A 25751-nucleotide genomic window follows, 5' to 3' on the forward strand; every position below is an offset into this window, starting at 1 on the left:
TAAACGCGACACCCCAAGGCAGAATCAGCGCGTGATGGCGCGTTCTTTCTGTTCGCGGATTTCGCGTTGGCGCATTGGCATCTTGTCGATGCTGCGGGTGATTTCGCGTACGTCCCAGGGGAAGGGTTTGCGCAGTTTGACCTCACCGTCCTTGCCAAGAATGACAAGCATGAATTCACGCGGGCGCAATCTGCGCCGCAAATCGGATTGCGCGTCAGGGTCGGTATCGGTGATCACAACCACGTCGCGTTCCAGCAATTCACCGGGACGCTCCTCCAGCAATCGCATCTGTTCGATGAAGGCAGGGTTGTTTTCACTGTCGGAAAAAACAACGATGGGGCGATTTTTCCACTTAAATTGGTTCAAATCCACCTCTTCCATCGTCGTAAACAGTGTTTTCGGGGGCTCTGCCTCGGCTGTTTGCGCTGCCGTACCGGTCGCAAAAAAGCACGCTAAAACAAGGGGTAATATCGGTTTCATCGTATCTCCTGTTACGACCAATATAGGGCTGCGTGCAGGATATGCGATGGGTAATACACGCAAATTTACCATTAAATCTGCGGCAAGGGATTGCGTGTAATGATGACGCTCACCCCAACCTTCGGACCGGCAGGGGCGGTCGTTAAACATTGGGTCACACGCGTCATGGACGTTATTCTTCACGTAGGTGCACATCGCACTGGGACAAAGACATTTCAGGACTACATGCATCGCCATGCCGAACCCTTGGCAGAGGCGGGTATCGGCTATTGGGGCCCAGGTCGCACGCGGCGCGGGTTGTTCGCGGGCATCGTGCCAAAGCCCGAGGTGGCCAAGGGGCGGGATCTGCGGCGGCGTGCCGAGGGGCGGGTGCAATTGCAGCTCACGGCGGCCCGCGCGCGCGGACTCAAGACGCTGGTGGTGAGTGACGAGAGCATGATCGGTTCCGTGCGCGACAACATCAGCGCGGGCAGTCTTTATGCCGGGATTGGCGAGCGCATGGCCCGCTTTGCACGTGCCTTCGAAGGACAGGTGACAACGGTGATGTTCAGCCCGCGTAGCTTGGAGCTCTATTGGAGTTCCGCGCTGTCTTATGGCGTGGCGCGTGAACACGCGGTACCGGAACGGGACAAGTTGCGCAGCATTGCCTACGCGCGCCGTGGCTGGCGCGACGTGATCACCGATCTGGGATGTGCGGTACCTGACGCAGACATCAAGGTGCTGCCGTTTGAATACTATGCGGGTCGACCTGAAGTCCTGCTGGAGCGTGGCGCAGGTGTTGAGGCGCCCAGAGACAGCGATCGCGCGTGGTTGAACCGGACACCCACATTGCCGGAATTGCGTCGTGTTCTGGCGGATCGTGGCACGTTGGGCGCAGTCTTGCCCTTTGGCATGGAACGCTGGAACCCCTTTACCCCCGACGAACACGCCGCCCTGCGCGAAACATATGCAGACGACATGATGTGGCTCACCGCCGGTGCAGACGGCATCGCCACACTGACAGAGGATCACGCCCGGACAAGAGCAGGAAAAATCCTGCCAGCCGGTGCACAGACGGAAGGACATGGAGATGAGCACGAAGAAAGACAAGTGGCGCGACCTGGCTGAGGCCGAGTTGCGCGGCAAACCTTTGCAGGACCTGACATGGCAGACCCTTGAAGGGATTGCGGTGCAGCCTCTCTACACCGCAGAGGATGTTGCGGGACTGGATCATCTTGGTACGATTCCGGGGGAGGCCCCCTACACCCGTGGCGTCAAAGCAACGATGTATGCCGGTCGCCCCTGGACCATTCGCCAATACGCAGGCTTTTCTACCGCCGAAGAAAGCAATGCGTTTTACCGCCGTGCGCTGGCGGCCGGACAACAGGGGGTTTCCGTTGCCTTCGATCTGGCCACGCACCGGGGATATGACAGCGATCATCCCCGTGTGGAGGGCGATGTCGGCAAGGCGGGCGTGGCCATCGACAGCGTCGAGGACATGAAAATCCTCTTTGACGGCATTCCGCTGGATAAAGTGTCCGTCTCCATGACGATGAACGGCGCGGTGATCCCGATCCTTGCGAATTTCATCGTGACAGGAGAAGAGCAGGGGCACGACAAATCCGTGCTTTCCGGTACGATCCAGAACGACATCCTCAAGGAATTCATGGTGCGCAACACCTATGTCTACCCGCCGGAGCCGTCGATGCGGATCATCGCGGATATCATCGAATACACCTCCGATCACATGCCGAAGTTCAATTCGATCTCAATCTCCGGCTATCACATGCAGGAAGCGGGGGCGAACCTGGTGCAGGAGCTGGCCTTTACCCTGGCCGATGGGCGCGAATACGTGCGGGCCGCCATCGCGCGCGGTATGGATGTGGATAAATTCGCCGGGCGGCTGTCGTTCTTCTTTGCCATCGGCATGAATTTTTTCATGGAAGCGGCCAAGCTGCGCGCGGCGCGGTTGCTTTGGAGCCGGATCATGGAGGAGTTCGAGCCGAAAAACCCCAAATCCTCCATGCTGCGGACCCATTGCCAGACCTCTGGCGTCAGCCTGCAGGAGCAGGACCCCTATAACAACGTGATCCGCACCGCCTATGAGGCAATGAGTGCGGTTCTGGGCGGCACCCAGTCGCTGCACACCAATGCCCTGGATGAGGCGATTGCGCTGCCCACGGAAAATTCCAGCCGTATCGCGCGGAATACGCAGCTGATTTTGCAGGAAGAAACCGGGGTGACCAATGTGGTCGATCCATTGGCCGGATCTTACTATGTAGAAAAGCTGACCGCGGATCTGGCGGAGGCGGCCTGGAAGCTCATCGAAGAGGTTGAAGAGATGGGCGGCATGACCAAGGCGGTGGCCTCAGGCATGCCAAAACTGCGGATCGAAGAGGCGGCGGCGATGCGTCAGGCGGGGATCGACCGCGGCACCGAGGTGATTGTTGGCGTCAATAAGTACCGGCGCGACAGCGAAGATCCGATCGACATTCTCGACATCGACAATGCCGCCGTCCGGGGCAGTCAGATCGCACGATTGGACAAAATCCGGGCCACCCGGGATGAGGCCGCCTGCGAGGCGGCCCTGGCGGCGCTGTCCAAATGCGCGGCAGAGGACGGCAATTTGCTGGCGGCTGCGGTAGAGGCGGCGCGGGCGCGCGCGACAGTTGGAGAGATCAGTATGGCAATGGAAAAAACCTTTGGCCGCCACCGTGCGGAAGTCAAAACGCTCGCCGGTGTCTATGGCGCGGCCTATGAGGGCGACGAAGGGTTTGCGACCATTCAGAAATCAGTCGAAGCCTTTGCGGAGGAAGAAGGCCGCAGGCCCCGTATGCTGGTGGTGAAAATGGGCCAGGATGGGCACGACCGGGGCGCCAAGGTGATCGCAACCGCCTTCGCCGATATCGGGTTCGATGTGGATGTCGGGCCCTTGTTCCAGACCCCGGCAGAAGCGGCCCAAGATGCCGTCGACAACGACGTGCATGTGATCGGCATCAGTTCGCAGGCCGCGGGGCATAAGACGCTGGCCCCGCAGTTGGTGCAAGCGCTGAAGGACGCGGGCGCAGAGGATATTCTGGTGATTTGCGGCGGGGTGATCCCCCAGCAGGATTACCAGTTTCTCTACGATGCCGGGGTGAAGGCGATCTTTGGCCCAGGGACAAACATTCCGAAAGCGGCCCAGGACATTCTCAAACTCATCTCTGCTGCACGGTCCTGACCGAGCCCGCTCGCGGGGGTAGCTATTTCGAATTTTGTCGATCTTCTGTCTTGCGCATGTCTGGGTTTGCGGCGCATGTTTGCGCCATCAGGCTTGCAATGCTGCGGCTGCGCCTGATCGCATTCACAGTTGAAAAGAGAAGAATATCGTGGACTTTGATCACATTGCGATAGCCGGTGAAACACTGGAAGAGGCGAGAGAGCATGCTGAAGCTGCACTGGGGATGAGCCTCCAGCCGGGGGGACAGCATGACGTCTTTTCAACCCATAACGCGCTCCTGGGTCTGGAAGACGGCCTCTATCTGGAGGCGATTGCGATCGACCCCGATGCGCCGACGCCCTCTCGTACGCGCTGGTTCGATCTGGACCGTTTTGTAGGGCCCGCCCGCCTGACAAACTGGATTTGCCGATCTGATAACATGTTGGAAGAGCTGGAGAAACTACCGGATCAGATGGGAAATCCTGTGGCTTTGCAACGTGGCGACTTGCAATGGCGCATGTCCGTGCCGGACGATGGCATTCTGCCCTTCGACAATTGCGCGCCGGCGCTCATTCAGTGGGACACGTCCCTGCATCCCGCTAAGATGCTGCCTGCTTCAGGCGTGCGCCTGCGCCGCTTGACCGTTCGGCACCCCGACGCGGAGGCGATCAACAACCTCTTTGCCCCGATGTTGCAAGACGACCGGGTGTCATATGAAACCGGGGAAAAAGGTCTGGTCGCAGAATTTGACACGCCCCATGGCGTGCGCATGATTGCGTGAAGGTTCGGGCGGCAATTCCCGAGGACGCTGCCGTCGTGGCGGCGCTCTGGAACGTCATGATCCGGGAGACGCTTTCAACCTTCACGACGGTCGAAAAATCCTGCGCCGAGGTTCAGGCGTTGATCGAGACCAGAGCGGCGACGTCATTTATTGCTGAAAAGGCCGGGCAATTCGCCGGTTTTGCAACATTTGGCCCGTTCCGTTCTGGTCCCGGCTATATCGCGACGGTGGAGCACACCGTGCTGGTGGATGCGCGCCAGCAGGGCGCGGGTGTCGGGCGGATATTGATGGCAGAGCTTGAGGCTGCCGCGCGCCAGCTTGGGTGTCACGTAATGGTTGCCGGGATCAGCAATACCAACACGGGCGCGCAGAAGTTTCATAAACGTCTCGGTTTCACTGAAGTCGGTCGAATGCCGCAAGTCGGTCAGAAGGCCGGGCAATGGCTCGATCTTGTTTTGATGCAGAAAATTCTCTGACGCGACGCTTCGCCACCTGACATGCTGCGGGGTAACGGGTATGGTCGCCCCCATGTCCATCTGGTCCCGCATCTCTGACGCGTTGTCGGCCCTTGCTGCGGGTGAAAGCCTGTCGCAGGTCTTTGATCGTTTGCGCAGCCCGCGTGAACGATCTGTCGCATTTGCCATCGCGGTCATTGCCTTGGGGGCCAAGATGGCCAAGGCGGACGGACAGGTCACGCGCGACGAAGTCACGGCCTTTCGCGAAGTCTTCCATATTGCCGCCCAGGACGAAGCGGGTGCCGCAAAGGTTTTCAATCTGGCACGTCAGGACGTCGCGGGGTTCGAGGTCTATGCCGCGCGCATCAAGGCGATGTTCTCCGGGGAGCCGGAGACGTTGCGTGATTTGCTGGAAGGGCTCTTTCACATCGCGATGGCGGATGGGTTTTACCACCCCAACGAAGACGCCTTTCTTGAACGGGTGACCGAAATTTTTGAGCTGCCGCAGGCGGAGTTCAAGGCCTTGCGCATGCGGTTTGCCCCTGAAACACATCAGGATCCCTACACCGTTCTGGGCGTGACGCCGGACACGCCACCCGATGAAATTCGCAAAGTCTGGCGCAAGCTGGTCCGCGAAAATCACCCGGACGCGATGATCGCGCGCGGGGTGCCTGAAGAGGCTGTGCACCTTGCACAAAAGCGCATGGCGGACATCAACCGCGCCTGGGATGAGATCGCCGGTGTCATGAGCTGATGCGGCTGGCGACGTATAATGTCGAGTGGTTCACCACGCTTTTTGACCGGGAAAACCGGCTTGAACCCAATGGTGAATGGTCTGCGCGCCATAACGTGACAAGGGCCGAGCAGGCCGAAGCCCTGGGGCTTGTTTTCCGCGCGATGGATGCGGATGCGGTCATGATCATCGAGGCGCCGGATGCGAACAGCAAACGACAAACCGTGCCCGCGCTGGAAGATTTTGCGGCGCATTTCGGGTTGCGCACCCGTGCTGCGGTGATGGGGTTCATGAATGATACGCAGCAGGAGATTGCGCTGCTCTATGATCCGGAGGCGCTGACGGCAAAACACGCGCCGCGATCCGGCACCGCGGATGTCCCGCGGTTTGATGGGACCTTCGAGATTGATCTCGACATCGATGCCACGCGCGACAGTGTCACGTTTTCCAAACCGCCGTTGGAGCTGGAGATCACAACAAAAGCCGGTTTCACCTTTCAGATGGTTGGCGCGCATCTGAAGTCAAAAGCCCCCCACGGCGCGCGCAACCCAGCCCACGCGATGAAGCTGGCGATTGCCAACAGGCGCAAGCAATTGGCGCAGGCGGTCTGGCTGCGCGCCCGGATCGACCAACACCTGAACGAAAAAACACCGCTGGTGGTTCTGGGCGATCTGAATGACGGTCCGGGCCTGGATGAGTTCGAGGGGCTTTTTGGCCGCTCTTCCGTTGAAATTGTCATGGACGGGCCGGCGGGCGCGCTTTTTGATCCGCATGCCAGCCGGGCGCTGACCACGCGGCTGGGGCCCGTGCCGACAACCGCGCGTTTCTGGATCAAGCCGGAGAAGCGCTATTTGCAAGCGCTGTTGGACTACATCATGATCACGCCAGATTTGCGGCAGAAGGGGGCTTCCTGGCGCATCTGGCATCCGCTGGATGATCCGGCCTGCTGGGCCGATGTTGAGCTGCGCGAGGCGCTGGTCATGGCCTCGGACCACTTCCCCGTCACGATGGATTTGGACATCTGACCTCGAAGAATCGCCTATGGGTGGCTATATTGGTCGCATGAAACAGGTTCTAATTGCCCTTGCTGTGCTGCATTTCGCTGTCCACCCCGCGCGGGCAGAGGACAAGGACGCGCCGTCAATGATGGAACGCGGGGCGCAGCAATTCCTCGAAGGATTGCTGCTTGAAATGGAACCCGCATTTGAGAGCATGCGTGGTTTCATGGATGAAATGGGGCCCGCCTTTGCGGACCTGATGGGACAGATCGAAGACTGGTCCGCCTATGAAGCGCCGGAGATATTGGACAACGGCGACATCATCATCCGCCGCAAGCCGGAAGAGATATCGCCAGAAGAAGAGCCACCGCAGATCGAGCTTTAGCTCCGAGCCGAGCGTACTTTCTTGATCTGAACCGCCGCCCCGAGAGATGACGCCAGCGACATCAACCTTGCCTCGGCGACCTCGCCGAAAAGCGGCACCATGTCAGGTGTCAGCCGCAGATGCAGTTCCTTTTTCTTGGGAAACCAACGCAACGTGCCGCGTTCCGCGTCCTGCGTCATCCACAACATCGCGCCAAAGCGCATGGCCTTGCCGAGAATCTCTGCTTCGAGCTGAGACTTTTCGTCAATCAAATCATAGAGATCCGCAAAACGGGTGCCTTCGCGTTTGTTGGAATAGCGGTGCAGCAGCGCCAGCCCGAGAAAGACCCGTTCCGAGTGTTTCAGACCGCCCAGATTGGCGCGGGTGGCATTGTCAAAACAGGTTTCTGCCCGGTAATCGGGATGTGCCCGCCAGCTGACGTCATGCAGCAGGCAGGCGGCCTTGATCAACCGGCGGCGCGGCAGGGGCACCGACTTGAAAATCGGGTGAATGAAGGCATAGAGCGATTTGCCAAACCCGGGCATACGCGCATCCTTGGCCTCGGCGAAACGGCAGGCTTCGATCAGGGGGTCCCGGTCGCGCAAGCGTTGCGGCATTTGTTCATAGAGCATGCCCTCACGGATGCCGTAGCTGGAAATCGCGATGTCCTTGGGCCGAAAGCTTTTGATCAGGCGCCCCAGAACTTCGGTCGCGAGTGGGACCAGGCTCATCCGTGCCGAGGAGATACCGCAGGCGCTGCGCAGCTCTTCCAGATCGGCCTTTTGGATGAAATTGACGGTCTCGCTAACCGTGCGCGCCGTCATGCGGTATTCATGCAGAACTTGCAGGGGGTAGCCGCGCCGATACATGTCGATCCGGGCGATGGCGCGCCAGGAGCCCCCCACCAGAAACAGCCTGTCACGCTGCTTGCCCATGACATCCTGAAGCTGCGTCATGGTCTGTTTGATATGGGCTGCACGGCCCTTTTTGCCGCCTTTCAGTTCGCGCAGTTTCAGCGGCCCAAGGGAGGATGTCACCCGCCGCCCGACGCGCCCGTCGGAGATTTCGGCCAATTCCATCGACGATCCGCCGATGTCGCAGACCAGCCCGTAGGAGCCAGGCCAGCCGAGCAAGACGCCCTGTGCGGACAGGCGCGCTTCTTCTTCACCGTCGATGACCCAGATCCGCAGCCCGGTTTCGCGCCTGACCTCCTCCCTAAAATCAGCACCATCGCTGGCGTCGCGCACCGCGGCGGTGGCCACGACGGTCAGCTCCGGCAGGCCCATGCCCTGGGCCAGATGCTGAAAGCGGCGCAGGGCGCTGAGCGCGCGCACGCGCCCCTCGGGGTTCAGTTTGCCGCTTTCCGACAGACCGGCACCCAGCGCACACATGATCTTTTCGTTGTAGAAATAGGCCGGCGACCGCGCCGCGCCGTCAAACACCACCAAGCGCACCGAGTTCGATCCGACATCGACAACACCCACACGCGACAGCGCCCGTGCGCTGGGGTCATCAAAAAGGGGCCTGCCAAAAAATCCCATGTCCGGGTGGTCTGTCTGCGACGCCGCGCGTCCGGGAAGTGTGGTGGTTTCAGTCATGCAGACATCCGGTATTTTGCAGGGACACCCTGTTCAATAATCGCGCTTGGGTCAATGTTCCTGACCCCGCGCCAAAGGGGCGATGTCGGATCAGTCTTCGGTGTGGGTCAATTTGGGCACATCGGACGCGCCCGCAGACCCCCGTCCGGAAAGCGAGGGGTTCTCCATGAAGAACCGGTGGCAGTTGAAAGCAAAAGCACCCTCAGGCACCGGTGGGCGGTCGAAGACACCATCAGGCCCCATGACCCAGCTTTGCGCCACGTCGGCGAGGTTCGCGGCCATGATCTGGCTGACAATCTGCGCTTTGACCGTGGCGTTTTCGATCTCAACCAGGGTTTCGACGCGGCGGTTCAGGTTGCGCCCCATCCAGTCCGCGGATGAGATGAAGACGCGGGCTTTTTTGTGCGGCAAACCGTGGCCATTGCCAAAACAGACAATGCGGGAATGCTCCAGAAAGCGCCCGACAATCGATTTCACCCGGATATTGTCGCTCAGACCTTTGACGCCGGGTCGCAAGCCACAAATCCCGCGGATCACCAGGCTGATTTTCACACCCGCCTGGCTGGCGGCATAGAGCGCGTCGATGACTTCGCTGTCGATCAGCGAGTTCATCTTGGCCCAGATCACTGCGGGTTTGCCCGCGCGCGCGTGTTCGGCCTCCGCCGCGATCAGCTCCAACAAACGTGGTTTCAGAGTCGTCGGAGAAATCGCGAGGTTATCGAGGCTTTCGGGCAGCGCATAGCCAGAGAGATAGTTGAAGACCTTGGTCGCATCCCGCCCCAGACGCGGGTCGCAGGTGAAAAGCGACAGATCGGTATAAATCCGTGCCGTGATCGGATGATAATTGCCGGTGCCATAGTGGGTGTAGGTGACAAGCTGGTTGCCCTCACGCCGCACCACGGTGGAGATCTTGGCGTGCGTTTTCAGGTCGAGAAATCCGTAGACCACATGCGCGCCTGCCCGTTCCAACCTGCGGGACTGGCGAATGTTCGCGGCCTCGTCAAAGCGGGCCTTCAGTTCAACCAGCGCGGTCACGGATTTGCCGTCCTCCGCCGCCTCGCAGAGCGCCTCGACAATCGGGCTGTCGCGCGAGGTGCGATAGAGCGTCTGTTTGATCGCAACGACCTTGGGGTCGCGGGCGGCTTGCTGCAAAAACCGCACCACCATATCGAAGGTTTCATAGGGGTGATGCAGCAACATGTCCTTTGACCGGATCGCCGCGAGCAGATCCCCTTCGTGATCGGTCACCCGTTCAGGCACGCGCGGCGTGAACAGCGACCACAAAAGATCGGGGCGACTGTCCAGAACAAGCTCCTTGAGATCTGCCGCGCCGATCATGCCATTGATCTCGATGACCTCGCTCTGCTCCACACCGAGCTCTTCCATGATCACCGCCTTGAGCTTTTCCGGCGCGCCCGGGGAATGGGTCAGCCGTACGACCTCCCCACGTCTGCGGCGTTTCAGAGCGACCTCGAATTCGCGCACAAGGTCTTCGGCCTCTTCTTCCACTTCCAGATCGCTGTCCCGCAGCACGCGGAACTCGAAATAATCCTTAAGCTTGTAGCCCGGAAACAGGCCGGAAATGTTCAGCACCAACAGTTCTTCGAGGGGCAGGAAACGGCTGTTCCCGTCTTCGGCAGGCAGGGCAATGAAACGGTCAATCTGCGCGGGGATCGGCAAAAGCGCCTGCAGCGGGCGCTTGTCAGACGTGCGCTCAAGCTGCAGCGCCAGCGCGTAGCCGGTGTTGGGGATGAAGGGGAAGGGATGCGCGGGATCAATTGCCAGCGGTGACAGGACTGCGAATACCTGTGTGAGAAAAACCTCTTCGAGGTATTTGCGATCCTTTGCCGACAGATCAGCGCTGCGCAGCAGCGAAATGCCTTCGCCTTCCATCTCTTTCAGCAGGGCGACCAGCACCCGTTGCTGGGTTTCCAGCAGCTGGCGGGCGTTTTCATCAATCAGGGCCAATTGCTCCGTCGGGCTCAAACCGTCTGCCGCCGGGGTGGTGTTCCCGGCATGGGCAAGCTCGCGCAGACCGGCGACGCGCACCGTATAGAATTCGTCCAGATTGGTGGCTGAAATCGACAGAAACCGCAGCCGTTCCAGCAAGGGAACGCGGGGATTTTCGGCCTCCTGCACCACCCGCCAGTTGAACCCCAGCCAACTGAGTTCTCGGTTGAAAAAACGGGCGGGTCCGCTGGCATCAAGATCTGGCATCTCGGTGGCGGCGGGGAAATCGGCAGTCAGAAAATCGGCTTGTGTCATGCAGGCCTTTTAGGGGGTGCTGTGTGAAACTTGTGTGACATTTATCAACCGGCCCCCTTGTCATTGTCCAGCAACTGGGCTGCAAGTGCCCGTGATACTGGGCGTTTTTGTGCCAATGAGGCTGCGTCGAGCTGATCGACCAGCGCACGGGCATCGGCAAAAGACCGGGGCATGCGGCGGATCAGATAGGGAATGAGGTCTGCTTTTGGGGTGAGTTGCCGATCCGCAAAGAGTTTGGCCAACACCGCGCTCAACAAGGTGTCATCGGGAGCCTCCAGCGCGGCGGTGGGGGCGGCGGCGATGCGGCTTGCCAGATCGGGCAGGGTGAGGCCCCAGTCACGTACCGGCGCCCGACCGGTGAACAAAAGCGCGTGGCCTTCTGCCAGCGCCAGATTGTGCAGGTGAAAAAGCGCGGTTTGGGCCGCAGGATCATTGGCGATCAAGGGCACATCTTCCACCGCAACGGCACCCTGGGACAAAAGCGGTACGTCTTCGTCACGGATGTCTTTTGCAGCTCTGATCGTGGCGTTCATGCGGCTGGCCCAGACATGAACCAGATGGGTTTTGCCGGCACCTTCCGGCCCGGTCAGCACCAGCTTGCCGCGCTGCAGGCTTTCGACCATGGCCAGAGCCATCGCGTTTGATGGCGCGACCATAAAGTCGGCGCGCCCCAGCGCCGGAACGCTTGGCAGATCAAATCCGAGTTGCTCAGGCATGTCAGTCCTCGTCGCGTCCGGAAAGGCCGCGGTAGAGCAGGGATTGCTTGTATTGATCGACCGCAAACCGTGCGATCACGCCGATTGCGGCGGCGACGGGCACCGCCACCAGCATGCCCACGAACCCGAACAATGCCCCGAAAACCGAAAGCGCGAGGATCAGCCAGACCGGGTGCAGCCCGACGGAATTGCCGACCAGCTTCGGGGTCAGGATATTGCCTTCAACGACCTGACCGATCGCGAAAATCCCGGCGACCATCCCGATCGACAGCCAGTCCCCCCAGAACTGGAAAAGTGCAAGTCCGATGGCGAGCGCCCCACCGATCAGCGCGCCAAGGTAGGGAATGAAGGTCACCAGCCCGGCAATGAAGCCCACAACCAACCCGAATTGCAGCCCGACGATCATCAGAGCGACGGCGTAATAGGTGCCGAGGATCAGGCAGACGGTGCCCATGCCGCGGATGAAAGAGGCCAGCGTCCTGTCGATTTCTCCGGCGAGTTGGCGGATCGTTGCCGCATGATCGCGCGGCAAAAGCTCATCGATGCGGGCCACCATGCGGTCCCAATCCAGCAGCAGATAGACCGAGACCACAGGAACGATGACCAGTAGCACCACCACATTGAGGATCGACGCGACCGACCCCAGAGCGGTTTCCAGCAGTTCCGCGCCCCGGCTCTTGATGGTCTCGCCGACGGTATCGATGGATTGGCGCAGGGTCGAGCCTGCGTCCAAAAGCGATGGGAAACGTTCGATGAGGAACGTGCTGATGCTTCTGGCGTATTCCGGGGCCACGTTGAACAGCTGCAGCGCCTGATTGGTCAGTGTCGGGATCACCAGCAGGGCCATCATCACAAAGACCAGGATACAGGCGATGGTGATAATACCTGTCGCAGCGATACGGCTCAGCCCCAGGCCTTCCAGCCGGTCCGCAACCGGGTCCAGGAAATAGGCGATGGCACCGCCCAGAACGAAGGGCAGCAACACATGCCCAAGCGACCACATCAACACCAGAAAGACCGCCATGGCGATCCCCCAATAGGTCAGCTGTTTGTGTACGGGCAGGGCCATAAGCGCTCCATGGATCGGGATACTGGTGACATCGCCCATGCGTGCGGGTGTTTCAAGCCAATAAAGGAACAGGCCGCTTGCGGCCCCGCGATCACTGCACCGCCAAAACACATGAAAAAGGCCCCGCACATTGCGAGGCCTATATGTTTCTGTGTCTTAGGATCAGTTGCAGTCGGGACGTGTCCCTGGCAGCAGCACCTTGTCCACGACGTGGATCACACCGTTGTCTGCTTCGATGTTGGCCACAACAACCGTAGCAGTTTCGCCCGTGCCATCAGCGATGGAGACGCCATCCGCCCCTTTGGAGATGCACAGGCGCTCGGAGGCCAAGACCGGTTTGAAGTAGGTGGAGCCGTTCGGGATCATCTCTGCCGTCAGCTTGCGGTCATCGACGTGGTAGAGCAGGACGTCGGTCAGTTGCCCCTTGTTTTCGGGCTTGAGCAGGGTTTCAACCGTGCCCTCTGGCAGCGCTGCGAAGGCATCGTTGACCGGCGCGTAAACAGTGAAGGGGCCGGGACCCTGAAGCGTTTCCACCAGACCTGCTGCGGAAACCGCTGCCACCAGCGTGGAGAAGCGCTCGTCACCCGAAGCAATCTCAACAATGTCGGCGGCCTGAGCGGCGGTGCCGAGGGTCAATGCGGTTGCAGCGGCGGCTGCGATTTTACGAAAATGTGTCATGGGGTGGTCCCTTTGCTGAAGTTCATACATGCCTGTCTGACATGAAAGGCTTACGGCGGGTCGGGTGCCCCGGATCAGCGGCCTCGCGGCTTTGTGAAAAACGTGTAATATTTGCACACGTCATGAATTGCCGCCCGCTTCTGGCCGCTTGGGGATTTGGAAGGGGCCGGTTTCGCGATTGCGGGCCTCCTTGCTTTGGCCTAATCAGGGCGGGATCGAAACACGAGAGGACGTCCCATGCGTTTGACCCGTTACTTCCTGCCCGTGCTGCGCGAAAACCCAGCGGAGGCGCAGATTGTGAGCCACCGGCTGATGCTGCGCGCGGGCATGATCAAGCAGAATGCCGCGGGGATCTATTCGTGGCTGCCGCTGGGGTTCAAAGTGCTGCGCAAGCTGGAAAACATCGTGCACGAAGAACAGGCGCGCGCGGGCCACATCGGGATGCTGATGCCCACGCTGCAATCGGCGGATCTCTGGCGTGAAAGCGGGCGCTATGATGCCTATGGCGATGAGCTGCTGCGCGTCCGGGACCGGCAGGACCGCGATATGCTCTACGGGCCCACCAATGAGGAAATGATCACCGACATCTTCCGCAGCCATGTGAGCAGCTACAAGGATTTGCCGCTGACGCTCTATCACATCCAGTGGAAATTCCGCGATGAGATGCGCCCGCGGTTTGGTGTGATGCGAGGCCGCGAGTTCTTCATGAAAGACGGGTATAACTTTGATCTGACGAAGGAAGACGCGCTGCACGCCTACAACCGGCATCTGGTCAGCTATCTGCGCACCTATGAGCGCATGGGGCTGCAGGCGATCCCAATGCGGGCGGACAGTGGCCCCATCGGTGGGGATGACACCCATGAGTTTCTGGTTCTGGCCGAAACAGGCGAGTCGGAGGTCTTCTATGACAGCGCCGTGACCGACCTGACATTTGGAGACCGCGAGATTGACTATGACAGCGTGGAGCAATGCGCAGGTGTGCTGGAGGAGTTCACGTCCAAATATGCGCGCACGGATGAGACCCATGATGAAGCGCTGTTCCATCAGGTCCCTGAAGAGCGTCGCCGCACCGCTCGCGGGATCGAGGTGGGCCAGATTTTCTACTTTGGCACCAAATATTCCGATGCCATGGGTGCAACCGTGCAAGGCCCCGACGGCAAGCCAACACCCGTACACATGGGGAGCCACGGCATCGGGGTCAGCCGCCTTGTTGGTGCCATCATCGAGGCCAGCCATGATGACAAGGGCATCATCTGGCCCGAGGGTGTGACGCCCTATCACTGCGGGATCGTGAACCTGAAACAGGGCGACGCTGAGGCGGATGCTGCCTGCGAAAGCCTCTACGCCAGTTTGCAGGCGCTGGGGCTTGAGCCGCTCTATGATGATCGCGACGAACGCGCTGGCGGCAAATTCGCAACAATGGACCTGATCGGGCTGCCATGGCGCATCACGGTCGGCCCGCGTGGCCTGAAGAACGGTGTCGTGGAGTTGACCAGTCGGCGCACGGGAGAGAGCGAAGAGCTGCCGCCCGAGCAGGCGGTCAAGAAGATCGCAGAAATCTACAGCGGCCATCACACCAGCGAGCACGTTCAGATGATGGGCAACAGGTCGTTCCACACCTATATCTAAGGCTTTGCGGCGAAGACGCAGTCTGTTAGGGTCTGCGCCATGCCGCCGGGGGGCGAGCAGGAGCGCAGATATGATCTTTCGCGCAATCACGCTGGCCGTCGGGCTGGCAGGGGGCTTTGGCGCCGCCCAGTTCCCGGCCTATTCACAGCAATACATGCAGCGTCTTGGCGGCGCGGTGGACGCCTTGCATCAGGTCGTCGCCGATTTTGACGCCTCGGCTGCGGCGGTGGGGCTGACACGGCAGGAGGCGCTGGCGCAGATGCAGGGCACCGCCTTTGTAGAGCGTCGGCGCGCCGATATGAGCCGCGCCATCGGGCGCTATGAGGCCCTGCGGGCTGATCTCCTGGCGTTGCAGGGGCACGGGCCCTTCATGCGCGCCTATCATGCCGGTCATTTGACCGACGGGGAAATCGCAAAACGGGCCTGGCAGGCGTTTCAACCTGCGCTGCCGCTGACCTTCGCCACTGCGCTTTTTGCCGGGGTTGGTTTCTTGCTCTCAGCCTCTGGCGCCAGCCTGCTCCTGGCGGCGCTGCGCGGCCTGCTGCGACGTAAACCATTGCCTGCTTGACCCTCCGGGGTCAAAGCCTCAGGTTGCGCGCAACGCCTCACGAAGGAACCTGCATGGCCCGTTCGACCGCTCCTTTTGCTCCTTTTGAATGGATGATCGCCTGGCGGTATCTGCGTGCCCGCCGGGCCGAAGGGGGCGTCAGCGTGATGACCTGGATCAGCCTCATCGGGATCACGCTCGCCGTTTTTGCTCTGATCGCCACGCTGGCCGTGCGCTCGGGGTTTCGCGCGGAATTCGTTGATACCATCCTGGGGTCGAACGCGCATGTGACGGTCTATGCCATTGGGCAGGTCGCCGAAAATGGGCAGGTGGATCGCAGCATCAGCGCCTATGAAGCGCTGGCAGAGCGGGTTGCTCAGGTGCCCGGGGTGATCCGCGCTGCGCCGCTGGTCCGGGGCCAGGTCATGGCCGCCTATCAGGGGCGTAACGCCGGCGTGGAAATCTACGGCATCGCCCCTGAAGACCTGTTGTCCCTGCCACGGATTGCCGATCCCGAAACCGCCCGTGGGGACATCAGCGACTTTGAAAAGGGCATCGCTTTGGGGTCAGGCGTTGCCCGGGAGTTGGGCGTGGGCGTCGGTGACAAGATCAAACTGATCTCCCCCAACGGGGTAAAAACCGCCTTTGGCACGTCCCCCCGTGTGAACGCCTATGATGTCACTTATGTCTTTACCGCCGGGCGGTATGACATCGACCGGACACGTGCCTATCTGCCATTCTCTGATGCGCAATCCTTCTTTAATCGCGAGGGGGTAGCAGATGAAATTGAAGTGATGGTTGAGGAGCCCGAGAACGTGCGCTCGATGTCCCCGACGCTGTTGCAGGCGGCGGGAGAGCGGGCGCAGGTCTGGACATGGCAGGACGCCTCGGGCGGGTTTTTGCGCGCGCTGGAGGTGGAGGATAACGTGATGTTCATCATCCTGTCGATCCTTGTGCTGATTGCGGCGATGAACATCGTTTCCGGCCTGATCATGCTGGTCAAGAACAAGGGACGCGACATTGGCATCCTGCGCACCATGGGGCTCAGCCAGGGATCCATTCTGCGGGTTTTCTTCATCTGCGGCGCGTTCACGGGCATTCTCGGCACCTTTTTTGGTGTCATTCTGGGCTCGCTCTTCGCGCTCTACATCGATCCGATCTTTGGTTTCGTGAACATGGCCATGGGGGGCGGGGTCTGGGATCCGTCCATCCGAGGTATCTACGCGCTGCCCGCCGAATTGCATCTGAGCGATGTACTCTCAGCCATGGCCTTGTCGTTGGGGCTTTCCTTTGTCGTGACCATCTTTCCCGCTCGCCGGGCGGCGCGCATGAACCCGGTTGAGGCGCTGCGCTATGAGTGAGACTGTGCTGGCGTTGAACGGGATTGAGAAATCCTACAACCGTGGCTTGGCCAGTGAGGTCACCGTCTTGCGCGGCGTTGACCTGACGGTGCCGCGCGGTGAGGTTGTGGCACTGGTGGCCCCGTCGGGTGCGGGCAAATCCACGCTTTTGCATATTGCCGGGCTGCTCGACACGGCGGATGCGGGCAAGGTCGAAATCGCTGGTCAGGACATGACGAACCTGTCCGACAACAAACGCACGGCGGCGCGCCGCTCGGATGTGGGGTTTGTCTACCAGTTCCATCACCTGCTGCCGGAATTCTCGGCGCTGGAGAACATCGTGCTGCCCCAGCTTGCCAATGGTGTGACGCGGGGTGCAGCGCAGGACCGCGCAATGGATCTGCTGGGCCGTGTCGGTGTGGCAGATCGCGCCAGCCATCGCCCTGCCGCGCTCTCTGGCGGTGAACAGCAACGCGTGGCCTTTTGCCGCGCGCTTGCCAATGCACCGAAACTGTTGTTGGCGGATGAGCCCACCGGCAACCTCGACCCCGGAACATCGGATCAGGTCTTTGAGACGTTGATGGAGCTTGTGCGCGGTACCGGGCTCTCTGCTTTGATTGCGACGCATAACCTGCAGCTTGCCGCACGTATGGATCGTCAGATTCGTCTGGATGCCGGCGGTCTCGTCCCCGTCTGATGCGAAAGCCGCGCTTGACGGCGCGCGATTTTATCGAACAACCTGATCTGCAATGAACATTCGGATCGATATTTATGGCTCACCATACGCTGGACGAAATTGAAGCGCTCACCAAAAAAGCATTGTTGAACCATGGCGCAGCGCCCTTTCCAGCGGCCGAAGTCGCCCGCGCCGTGCGGGTTGCGGAAGGATACGGCAACAAGATCTGCGGTCTCTACTACGTGGAAAGCTATTGCCTGCAATTGGGGTCAGGCCGGGTCAAGGGCGACGTTACCCCCGTCGTCACAACGCCCCGCCCCGCAGTTGTTCATGTCGATGCGGGCTTCGGTTTTGCGCAACCGGCCTTTGCACATGGGTTGGTGCCGGCGCTCGATGCGGCGCGTCAGTATGGCACCGCGACCCTGGCGGTTGGCCATGCACATACCTGCACATCCCTGGGATACTTCACCGAACAGATTGCTCAGGCGGGTTGCATCGGGATCGGATTTACCAACGCATCGCCCATTGTTGCGGCCCCCGGTGGCAAGAGCCGTGTGATCGGCACCAATCCGATTGCGTTCTCCGTGCCGGATGGCGAGGGCGGCCTTGCGATGCAGTTTGATCAATCCACCAGCGCGGTTGCTCTGGGTAAAATCACGATGGCCAAGGCGCTGGGGGAGAAAATCCCCCTGGGCTGGGCGCTTGATGCAAATGGCAATCCGACTACGGATCCGGATGCGGCCTTGCAGGGGTCATTGGAGTCCGTCGGGGGTGCGAAAGGCTGGGGGTTTGGCCTGATGGCGGAGATATTGGCCGCGGGCATGACTGGCTCGGTTCTGTCACAAAACGTCAAACCGTTGAAGGCGCCGCAAGGTCCGCCCCATGATCTTGGCCAATATTACATCCTGATCGATCCCGATGCATCGACGGAGTTTCGGGCGCGGCTGGTCGCCCTGGCCAGCGTCGCCGGGCAGGATGAAGGGGCGCGCATGCCCGGTCAGTACCGGCGCATGGCGGAGGAGGTCGAAGTGAGCGAGCCGACCTGGGCGCGGTTGTTGGAGCTTGCCAACGACGCCCCTTAGGCTTTTTGGGTCACAAAAACGCCCGCTGCCATAAGCGCAATGCCAAACGCCCTTGTCGCGTCCATCGGCGTGACGCGGGCGCCGAAGAGGCCGAAATGATCAATCGCGGCGGTGCTGATCAATTGCCCCAGCAAGACAAAAAACACCGCGTTGCCGACGCCGAAAGTGGGGGCAATATAGGTGATTGTCAGCACGTAGAACGCAATTAAGACCCCGGCAAGGAAGAGGTGGCGCGGTGCAGATGTAACCTTTGCCAAAGCCTGCGGCCCGGTCAGTACCATCACCACGGCGCAGGTCAGAAAAGCGACGGCGAAAAGCACGGTTGCCGCCGCCGCCGGGGAGCCGATCCGGACGCCCAAAGCTGCATTCAGGGCAGCAAGCAGGGGGATACCGATCCCGGCCAGCAACATGATCGCGGCGTAATGAGCCATTCATACATCTCCTTTATGGTCGCGCGGGCATATCGGGACCATGGCGATGTGCCGTGTGATCGGCAAGCCTGATGAGCCCGGGATGATGCCGTAATGTCAGAATCGTGAGGGGTTCGTTGTGAACCGTATGTGTTTGATAGCTTTTGCAATGTCTCTGCTGGTCGCGGGCTGCGGTGGGTTTGGCCGTGACGATGCCGCAACGGGTGCGGCGCTTTATGCGGCCAATTGTGCCGTGTGCCACGGTGGCGATGCGCAGGGGGGTGGCGGTGCGGGCGTTGCCGGGCTCAGCAAAACACCCCCGGATCTGACGCGATTGAGCGCGCGCAACGGCGGCATCTTTCCGGCCACCGACACGCTGGAGGCGCTGCAAGGCTACGCCATGGGGGGGATGCGCGGGCGGCAGATGACAGGATTTTCCGGACTTCAGAGCGATCAGAAAACGCGCGTCAAGTTGGCAGAGGGCCGCTTGCGCACCACCGAGCCACTGGCGGAATTGCTACTGTATCTGCAGGCGTTGCAACGGCCCTGATCAGCTGCAGATGCCTTCCAGCTCAACACCGTCCCAGGGCAATCCAACCGAATATTCGCGCGCCTTTGGCAGGGGCGCGACCGGCATCGCCTGAGAGATCAGATCATGCAGGCGCTGCGTCCGCGACGCGGTCGGATCGAGCGCCCGGCAGCAGACAAATTCCTCCATGATCGCGCCCTGCTGTTCATACCCGAAATCGCTGAACTGCGGATCCGCGTCCAGCTCGAACAGATAGGGGTCGCTGGCCCCATCATGCTCGAAGGCCGCACGCAGTGGCGTATATCCCGTCTCCTTGCGGTTCTGCCACTGCCAGACGTGCACGACCTCATGGGCAAAGAGCATCGCCGCCACCAGACCGATGCTATCGGGATACTCGGGCAGGTAGTCGTCCAGATACCAATCCCGATCAAACAGGATGTGGTTGTAGACGGCGACGGCGGCGGGTTTCGAGGTGACGGTTTCCGATTTGATCGGCGGCAGGATGCGTTCGCGACAGGTTGTGCGCGGGCGTGGCTTGCGCTCGAAGGTGACGGCCCGGGTGGGCGCGCCGTCGACAAGACGCACTTTGCTGGTATCGAGCGTGTCCCCATGAATGGTGCGCGCAAAGGCGGTCTCGTTGGGGGTGAGGGGACGCCCGCAGGCGGCCAGCAGCAACAGGGAAATCAGAACAAAACGCATGAGTTAAGTGGGCCTGAATCCTCGGGTAGGATCAAGCCACTTTTTGCGCAGGGTTGGAAATGTGATCGCAGGCGGCGCGCCGAATGTAGCTGTTGTTACGCGAAGCGGTTGCTAAGGGCCGCGCCCGACCTCGGGCCGGAGGGCGTCTTGCAAAAGCTCCAGTGGAGCGTTTGAGCCCGGAGGGGGGCGTGAGCCCCGGGGAGCACGTATGTGCGCCCTCTCCGTGGCGGAGGGTGATGGGCTTCCCGGAAATCATCCGGGGGGTGATTTCGCCCAATCACGGGCGGAGCCCCGGATGAGCGCGGCCCGAGGCGGGGCCTCGAGCTACTGAGGATATACAGTTTCGGGCAATGCTTAGTTGAGAAGGTGATGATTGAAGATGTTCTCTTTGAATGGGGCGAGTTTGAGCCAGAGCCTTAAGTCATCTATTTCACTTGATGTAAAAAGATTGAGTGGGCGCTTGGCGTCTAAACATACTGCATATTCGCTACCAATTTTTCTAATCTCATATTCTTCATCTCCAAATCTATCGGAATAGATTTCTTCACTCGACAGCCAACTATGAATAAGATTTGGGCGGCTATGGACGGTACTCCTTTTCTCCGAAAGCGTTTCGTAGAGCCAAAATCGATTCATTCGAATGTATCTATCCGACGCTGCGCGCAATCGAGGAGCCACCTCTCCTTGCTCCGGGTCATTGAATGAGGCCACGTTCACAAGAGTGCCAGATTCGGTAATGGCTTCAACCAGCGGGATGAAATCACCATCTGCTCCATAAAGCGTACAGGTTTTTATTATGTTCGAAAAAGCAAATCTGGTAGCATCAATCGCTAGCTTTACGTCCACCCCCTCCTGCTTTAGTTCGTTTTTTCTGCGAACTAGCCTCCCTGTTTTCAGAATGAATCCATCCGTGTGCTCCAATTGTTCTAGCCAAAAGGGTTTTGGCCCTTCATCACGTATCGCGCAGTAGACGAAACAACGGTCGTGCGGGATCAATTTGAATAGTCGGGAAAACTCGAAGTGTTCTAATTCATCATTTGCAATACCGAACGAGCTAAGTTTCGACTCAAATGTTCTCCAGACATTATCCGCATCGATAAATGCGATATTTGGGTGGTGATGCGGAGGAAGGGTTGCTTCGGCAATTCTTGTAAGGAATTCGCGATTCCTAAACATCCAACTCCTCCACGAACTTCGCGTTTTCCTGGATGTACTGATAGCGCAGCTCCGGCTTTTTCCCCATCAACCGCTCGACCAGATCCCCCGTCTCACCCGGCATGTCCTCATCAATCGACACGCGGATCAGTTTGCGCGTTGCCGGGTCCATGGTGGTTTCTTTGAGGTCCTTCGCGTCCATTTCGCCCAGACCCTTGAACCGCGACACATCGATCTTGCCCTTGCCGCCCAGACCTTTTTCGAGCCATTCGTTCTTCTCGATCTCATCGAGGCAATAGACCCGTTTGGCGCCCTGGGTCAGGCGGAAGAGCGGCGGGCAGGCCAGATAGAGGTGGCCTGCGTCGATCAAGGGCCGCATCTGGGTAAAGAAAAACGTCATCAGCAGCGACGCGATATGGGCACCGTCCACATCCGCGTCGGTCATGATGATAATCTTGTCATAGCGCAGATCGTCGAGGTTGAACTTGGTGCCCATGCCGCAGCCAAGCGCCTCGCAGAGGTCGCTGATTTCCGCGTTTGTGCCCAGTTTGGACGAGGCAGCCCCCAGCACATTGAGGATTTTGCCCTTGAGAGGCAGCAGGGCCTGCGTGTTGCGGTTGCGCGCGCCCTTGCCGGAGCCACCCGCAGAATCGCCCTCCACGATGAAAAGCTCGGTGCCTTCGCGGGATTTCGAGGTGCAGTCGGTCAGCTTGCCGGGCAGGCGCAGCTTCTTGGTGGCGGATTTGCGGGCCGTTTCCTTTTCCTGACGGCGGCGCAGGCGCTCCTCGGCGCGTAGCACGAGGAAATCGAGGATGGCGCCCGCGGATTTCGTATCCGCCGCCAGCCAGTTGTCAAAGTGGTCGCGCACGGCGCCTTCGGTCATCTTTGCCGCCGCCTCGGTGGACAGGCGGTCCTTGGTCTGGCCGACGAAGGCTGGCTCCGCGATAAAACAGGACACCAGAGCGCAGCCGCCTGAGATCAGATCTTCCCGTGTGATCTGGCCGGCTTTCTTGTTGTTTGCCAACTCGCCGTAAGCCTTGATGCCCTTGAGGATCGCGGCCCAGAAGCCCGCCACATGGGTGCCGCCTTCGGGTGTGGGCACGGTGTTGCAATAGGACTGGATGAAACCGTCGCGCGACGGGGTCCAGTTGATCGCCCATTCCACCTTGCCGGCTGCGCCGAATTTCTCTTTGAAATCAACCGAACCGGCGAAAGGGTTATCCGCATAGGTGGTTGCCGATCCGAGCGTTTCGCGCAGGTAATCCGACAGGCCGCCGGGGAAGTGGAAGGTCGCTTCCTGCGGGGTTTCGCCATCGGCAATCGCGGATTTCCAACGAATTTCGACACCGGAGAAGAGGTAGGCTTTGGAGCGGATGGATTTGAAAAGCCGCGCGGGTTTGAACCGGTGCGAGCCGAAGATTTCCGCATCGGCGTGAAAGGTCACGGTGGTGCCGCGGCGGTTCGGGGCGCTGCCGACCTTTTCGACCGGACCCAACGGGATACCGCGCGAGAAGCGTTGTTCGAAGACCTGCCTGTCGCGCGCGACCTGCACGACCATGGAATCCGACAGGGCATTGACCACCGAGGCGCCAACGCCGTGCAGACCGCCCGAGGTCTCATAGGCTTTGCCGGAGAATTTGCCGCCCGCGTGCAGGGTGCACAGGATCACCTCCAGCGCGGATTTGTCAGGGAATTTCGGGTGCGGATCGATGGGGATGCCGCGCCCGTTGTCGCGGATGGTGATGGCGTAATCCTCGTGCAGTTCCACCTCGATCCGGTTGGCGTGACCGGCAACGGCCTCGTCCATGGAATTGTCGAGAACCTCCGCCACAAGGTGATGCAGGGCGCGCTCGTCGGTGCCGCCGATATACATGCCGGGGCGTTTGCGCACGGGCTCCAGCCCTTCGAGCACCTCGATGGAGGAAGCGTCATAGGCGGGGGCATCCGTATTGGACAGCAGATCATTGGGCATCGTGCTCGAACCTCTTTGTCTTGATTGCGCCTGAGTATGGCAGAGCGGGCAGGGCGGGGAAAGGGCTGCGCGCATGGCGTGTGCCTCTTTCCTTTCCTGACCACCTGAGCTCTCATGCAGGGCGATAGTCCTTAACGAAGTGTGAAGAAATGACCTGGATCGCAACCGTTCCCTTTGAGCAGGCCACCGGCAAACTGAAGCGGCTTTATGAACGCATCACCGGGCCGGGCAACAACGTCGACAACATTATGATGGCACACAGCCTGCGGCCCCACACGATGGAGGGGCATATGGCGATCTACAAACATGTGCTGCACCATTCGGGCAATACGGTCCCGAAGTGGTTTCTGGAAGTGCTCGGGGTCTGGGTCTCCGCGCTGAACAAATGCGACTACTGCGAAAACCACCATTTTGCGGGTATGAAGCGGTTGCTGGGCGATGACACGCGCGCCGATGCGATCCGGTCGGCGATTTCCGCAGCTGATGTTGAGGCCGCGCCGCTAGATACAGGCCAGCGGGCCGCGCTGCGCTATGCACAAAAGCTGACGCGCACGCCCGGTGACATGGAAATCACGGACGTTCAAAGCCTGCGCGCGGTGGGGTTTGACGACGGCCAGATTCTGGAGATCAATCAGGTGGTGAGTTACTTCGCCTATGCCAACCGAACGGTCCTCGGACTGGGATGCTCGACGGAGGGCGACATCATCGGGCTGTCACCCGGCAATTCCGATGATCCGGATGACTGGGGTCACCGGTAGGGCACGGAACCCGGCGCCTTCGTGATGCCGAAAAGCGCGGTTGTGGATCACTCGCCCTTGAGCAGTGTCTCGAATCGCAGCCCCTTGGCCGTGCGCGGCGCAAACCCTGTCCAATAGGTATGATCTTCGGTCGGATTGGCTTCCTCATCGAGTGCCAGAATGCCAGCCTCCGCATCCGGGATCAGTTCGAGGTAGGGGCGTTTGCTGACGTCGCCCTTGAGGTGCAGATCCATGAAGGCAGTCGCAAAATGCTGCGCGATGTTGTTCATGCGCGTGGTGTCCCAAACCGGGTCGGCGTAGTGCTCAAAGGGCACGAATTCCAGGTCTTCGACCGGCACCCAGGCCTCGCGCGGCGCCGGGATCGGGGCGGCGGCGTTGTGATTGGCGTGATCAAACGTCAAAAGATGGCGGTCCGTGCCGCTGGCCTCCTGAAAAATCGTGCGGATGGCGTCATAAACAGACACATCATCCGCGCCGCCTGCCATGAACATGGTGGGAACGCGCAGACCGCCCATGCCATTGGCATCCCAGAACCCTGCGTTTCGACCCCATGGGCCAATGGCAATGATCGCCCGGACGCGTGGATCGATCAGCGCCTCGTGGCTTTCAGATCCGGCAAGATGGCGGGACAGAAGCCCGTTGGGCGTGCCCCAGCTGTATTCGGTGGCCGATTGCGTGACCCCCGCGCCGCCAAAAATCAAAGCGCCATAGCCGCCCAGCGAATACCCGATCACACCAACGGCGCTGGCGTCGATGATTGCGCCTAGATCCCCCTCAAGGGCTGCCATCTGATCCAGCACAAACCGTTGATCGAGGGGCCTGTTGAAGAGGGTCGAGCCCAAAACGGCCTGATCGGAGTAGGTGCTGTCGGTATGGTCGATCGAGACCGTGACAAAGCCCTTGGAGGCAAGGTTTTCCCCCAGATGTGACATCAGGAAGCGATTGCCGGGATAGCCGTGGCTGATGATGATCAGCGGATAGCGTTCCCCAATGGCAGGGCGCGCGTCGCGCACCGCCCGCCCAGTGAGCGTTACCTCGGTTTTGCCGTCCCGCAGAATCGCCTGATAGCTGCCGCCGGGCTCGGTCCCGTCCGCCGCCGGGTACCAGATCTCCGCCGTGAGTGATCTGTCATAAACCGGCTCTTTGTCGCCATTGGTGTTGACGATATCGATCTGGCTCGCGTGCACCAGCTCAAGGGTTTGCACCCCGATTGGCAATAGCCCGTAGTCTGCAAGTTCGGGAGCATCTGGGCGGATCATGTCGATGGGATTGGCAAGCGCCGGCGCCGCCATGAAGGCTGCGATGGCAGCAAGGTTTCGTTTGGTCGTCATCGTCGTGCTCCGCGCGGATGTCTTATCGTACTCGCGCCGTCAGATTGACAGGTTTTCTCCGCCATTCAAGCACTTATGGTGTGTTATTTGTGTCGAACTCCAAGATTTTCGACCCGCTACAGAACAGCATGTGTTTCAGATTTGTGACCGGTGTCCCGGATTTGTTCCTGCTGCGGCCAGTGTCCATCGGGTTCTATCCCGTGCAAACGGCCTGTGGCCTTGCACCGTTTTGCTATTGCGGATGGCGTATCCAGCGGCATTCAGCGGTTTCGACATCAAGGCTGGAGCCTCGGTTTTCGGCTTCGAAG

25 protein-coding genes are annotated in these 25751 nt (G+C 60.1%); 14 read left to right on the forward strand and 11 right to left on the reverse strand.

Annotation, left to right across the window (positions count from 1 at the left end; genetic code table 11):
• Positions 1–24: 24 nt before the first annotated feature.
• Complete coding sequence (locus tag Q1A20_RS16620) at positions 25–480, reverse strand: DUF4174 domain-containing protein (protein WP_298972046.1); 456 nt, start codon at positions 478–480, stop codon at positions 25–27.
• Positions 481–579: 99 nt separating this feature from the next.
• On the opposite strand from Q1A20_RS16620, the gene Q1A20_RS16625 reads away from it, so the two are divergent.
• The 7 genes from Q1A20_RS16625 (at position 580) to Q1A20_RS16655 (ending at position 7010) form a co-directional block, all read left to right on the forward strand.
• On the forward strand, positions 580–1587 hold the full coding sequence (locus Q1A20_RS16625) for a hypothetical protein (protein ID WP_299917718.1): 1008 nt from the start codon (positions 580–582) through the stop codon (positions 1585–1587).
• Entirely contained in the window at positions 1550–3679 is a 2130-nt protein-coding gene (gene scpA / locus Q1A20_RS16630) for a methylmalonyl-CoA mutase (protein ID WP_299406391.1), read from the forward strand. The genes Q1A20_RS16625 and scpA overlap by 38 nt, the downstream gene beginning before the upstream one ends.
• A 145-nt stretch (positions 3680–3824) precedes the next feature.
• Entirely contained in the window at positions 3825–4439 is a 615-nt protein-coding gene (locus Q1A20_RS16635; protein ID WP_299406647.1) for a VOC family protein, read from the forward strand.
• Positions 4436–4915 (forward strand): GNAT family N-acetyltransferase, encoded by a 480-nt coding sequence (locus tag Q1A20_RS16640; protein ID WP_299406388.1) that lies wholly within the window; start codon positions 4436–4438, stop codon positions 4913–4915. Before Q1A20_RS16635 ends, Q1A20_RS16640 begins: the two co-directional genes overlap by 4 nt.
• A gap of 52 nt (positions 4916–4967) precedes the next feature.
• Complete coding sequence (locus Q1A20_RS16645) at positions 4968–5648, forward strand: molecular chaperone DjiA (RefSeq protein WP_299406385.1); 681 nt, start codon at positions 4968–4970, stop codon at positions 5646–5648.
• Positions 5648–6652, forward strand: a complete 1005-nt coding sequence (locus Q1A20_RS16650; protein ID WP_299406383.1) for an endonuclease/exonuclease/phosphatase family protein — start codon at positions 5648–5650, stop codon at positions 6650–6652. The genes Q1A20_RS16645 and Q1A20_RS16650 overlap by 1 nt, the downstream gene beginning before the upstream one ends.
• 16 nt (positions 6653–6668) lie before the next feature.
• Entirely contained in the window at positions 6669–7010 is a 342-nt protein-coding gene (locus Q1A20_RS16655; protein ID WP_299917722.1) for a hypothetical protein, read from the forward strand.
• On the opposite strand, the gene Q1A20_RS16660 is transcribed toward Q1A20_RS16655, so the two are convergent.
• From Q1A20_RS16660 to Q1A20_RS16680, 5 genes are all read right to left on the reverse strand, one after another.
• Positions 7007–8587 carry a Ppx/GppA family phosphatase gene (locus Q1A20_RS16660; protein WP_299406378.1) on the reverse strand — a complete coding sequence of 527 codons (1581 nt, stop codon included), beginning with the start codon at positions 8585–8587 and terminating at the stop codon, positions 7007–7009. The two genes, Q1A20_RS16655 and Q1A20_RS16660, sit on opposite strands and share 4 nt — an antisense overlap.
• A 90-nt stretch (positions 8588–8677) precedes the next feature.
• The gene (locus Q1A20_RS16665; RefSeq protein ID WP_298972062.1) at positions 8678–10852 is read right to left on the reverse strand and encodes an RNA degradosome polyphosphate kinase; all 2175 of its coding nucleotides are present in this window, start codon (positions 10850–10852) and stop codon (positions 8678–8680) included.
• A 44-nt stretch (positions 10853–10896) separates the two neighbouring features.
• Positions 10897–11568, reverse strand: coding sequence for a chromosomal replication initiator DnaA (locus tag Q1A20_RS16670; protein WP_299406374.1), 672 nt, complete (start codon positions 11566–11568; stop codon positions 10897–10899).
• Between the two features lies 1 nt (position 11569).
• Positions 11570–12637 (reverse strand): AI-2E family transporter, encoded by a 1068-nt coding sequence (locus tag Q1A20_RS16675; protein ID WP_298972605.1) that lies wholly within the window; start codon positions 12635–12637, stop codon positions 11570–11572.
• 162 nt (positions 12638–12799) lie between these two features.
• A complete protein-coding gene (locus Q1A20_RS16680) occupies positions 12800–13315 on the reverse strand; it encodes a fasciclin domain-containing protein (RefSeq protein ID WP_299917725.1) in 516 nt (171 codons plus the stop codon).
• A 237-nt stretch (positions 13316–13552) separates the two neighbouring features.
• On the opposite strand from Q1A20_RS16680, the gene proS reads away from it, so the two are divergent.
• The 5 genes from proS to Q1A20_RS16705 all read left to right on the forward strand — a co-directional run bounded on the left by proS (position 13553) and on the right by Q1A20_RS16705 (position 18589).
• A complete protein-coding gene (gene proS / locus Q1A20_RS16685; protein ID WP_299917727.1) occupies positions 13553–14944 on the forward strand; it encodes a proline--tRNA ligase in 1392 nt (463 codons plus the stop codon).
• Positions 14945–15014: 70 nt separating this feature from the next.
• Entirely contained in the window at positions 15015–15512 is a 498-nt protein-coding gene (locus Q1A20_RS16690; RefSeq protein WP_299406366.1) for a DUF2937 family protein, read from the forward strand.
• A gap of 53 nt (positions 15513–15565) precedes the next feature.
• A complete protein-coding gene (locus tag Q1A20_RS16695; RefSeq protein WP_299406363.1) occupies positions 15566–16852 on the forward strand; it encodes a lipoprotein-releasing ABC transporter permease subunit in 1287 nt (428 codons plus the stop codon).
• Positions 16845–17528, forward strand: a complete 684-nt coding sequence (locus tag Q1A20_RS16700) for an ABC transporter ATP-binding protein (RefSeq protein ID WP_299917729.1) — start codon at positions 16845–16847, stop codon at positions 17526–17528. The genes Q1A20_RS16695 and Q1A20_RS16700 overlap by 8 nt, the downstream gene beginning before the upstream one ends.
• A gap of 74 nt (positions 17529–17602) precedes the next feature.
• Positions 17603–18589, forward strand: coding sequence for an Ldh family oxidoreductase (locus tag Q1A20_RS16705; RefSeq protein ID WP_299631664.1), 987 nt, complete (start codon positions 17603–17605; stop codon positions 18587–18589).
• Here the strand turns inward: Q1A20_RS16705 and Q1A20_RS16710 are convergent.
• The gene (locus Q1A20_RS16710; RefSeq protein WP_299917732.1) at positions 18586–19020 is read right to left on the reverse strand and encodes a DMT family transporter; all 435 of its coding nucleotides are present in this window, start codon (positions 19018–19020) and stop codon (positions 18586–18588) included. The two genes, Q1A20_RS16705 and Q1A20_RS16710, sit on opposite strands and share 4 nt — an antisense overlap.
• 148 nt (positions 19021–19168) lie before the next feature.
• On the opposite strand from Q1A20_RS16710, the gene Q1A20_RS16715 reads away from it, so the two are divergent.
• On the forward strand, positions 19169–19549 hold the full coding sequence (locus Q1A20_RS16715) for a c-type cytochrome (RefSeq protein ID WP_299917734.1): 381 nt from the start codon (positions 19169–19171) through the stop codon (positions 19547–19549).
• On the opposite strand, the gene Q1A20_RS16720 is transcribed toward Q1A20_RS16715, so the two are convergent.
• The 3 genes from Q1A20_RS16720 to parE form a co-directional block, all read right to left on the reverse strand.
• Positions 19550–20227, reverse strand: coding sequence for a hypothetical protein (locus Q1A20_RS16720; RefSeq protein ID WP_299406350.1), 678 nt, complete (start codon positions 20225–20227; stop codon positions 19550–19552).
• Between the two features lie 354 nt (positions 20228–20581).
• Positions 20582–21403, reverse strand: coding sequence for an NYN domain-containing protein (locus Q1A20_RS16725; protein WP_299406348.1), 822 nt, complete (start codon positions 21401–21403; stop codon positions 20582–20584).
• Positions 21396–23354: a DNA topoisomerase IV subunit B gene (parE, locus tag Q1A20_RS16730; RefSeq protein WP_299406345.1), complete on the reverse strand. Its 1959-nt coding sequence runs from the start codon at positions 23352–23354 to the stop codon at positions 21396–21398. The genes Q1A20_RS16725 and parE overlap by 8 nt, the downstream gene beginning before the upstream one ends.
• A gap of 149 nt (positions 23355–23503) precedes the next feature.
• On the opposite strand from parE, the gene Q1A20_RS16735 reads away from it, so the two are divergent.
• Positions 23504–24112 (forward strand): carboxymuconolactone decarboxylase family protein, encoded by a 609-nt coding sequence (locus tag Q1A20_RS16735; RefSeq protein ID WP_299917737.1) that lies wholly within the window; start codon positions 23504–23506, stop codon positions 24110–24112.
• 47 nt (positions 24113–24159) lie between these two features.
• On the opposite strand, the gene Q1A20_RS16740 is transcribed toward Q1A20_RS16735, so the two are convergent.
• Positions 24160–25443, reverse strand: a complete 1284-nt coding sequence (locus tag Q1A20_RS16740) for a dienelactone hydrolase (protein ID WP_299917740.1) — start codon at positions 25441–25443, stop codon at positions 24160–24162.
• Between the last annotated feature and the right edge of the window lie 308 nt (positions 25444–25751).

This window comes from uncultured Roseobacter sp. (assembly GCF_947501835.1).
GTDB lineage: Bacteria > Pseudomonadota > Alphaproteobacteria > Rhodobacterales > Rhodobacteraceae > Roseobacter.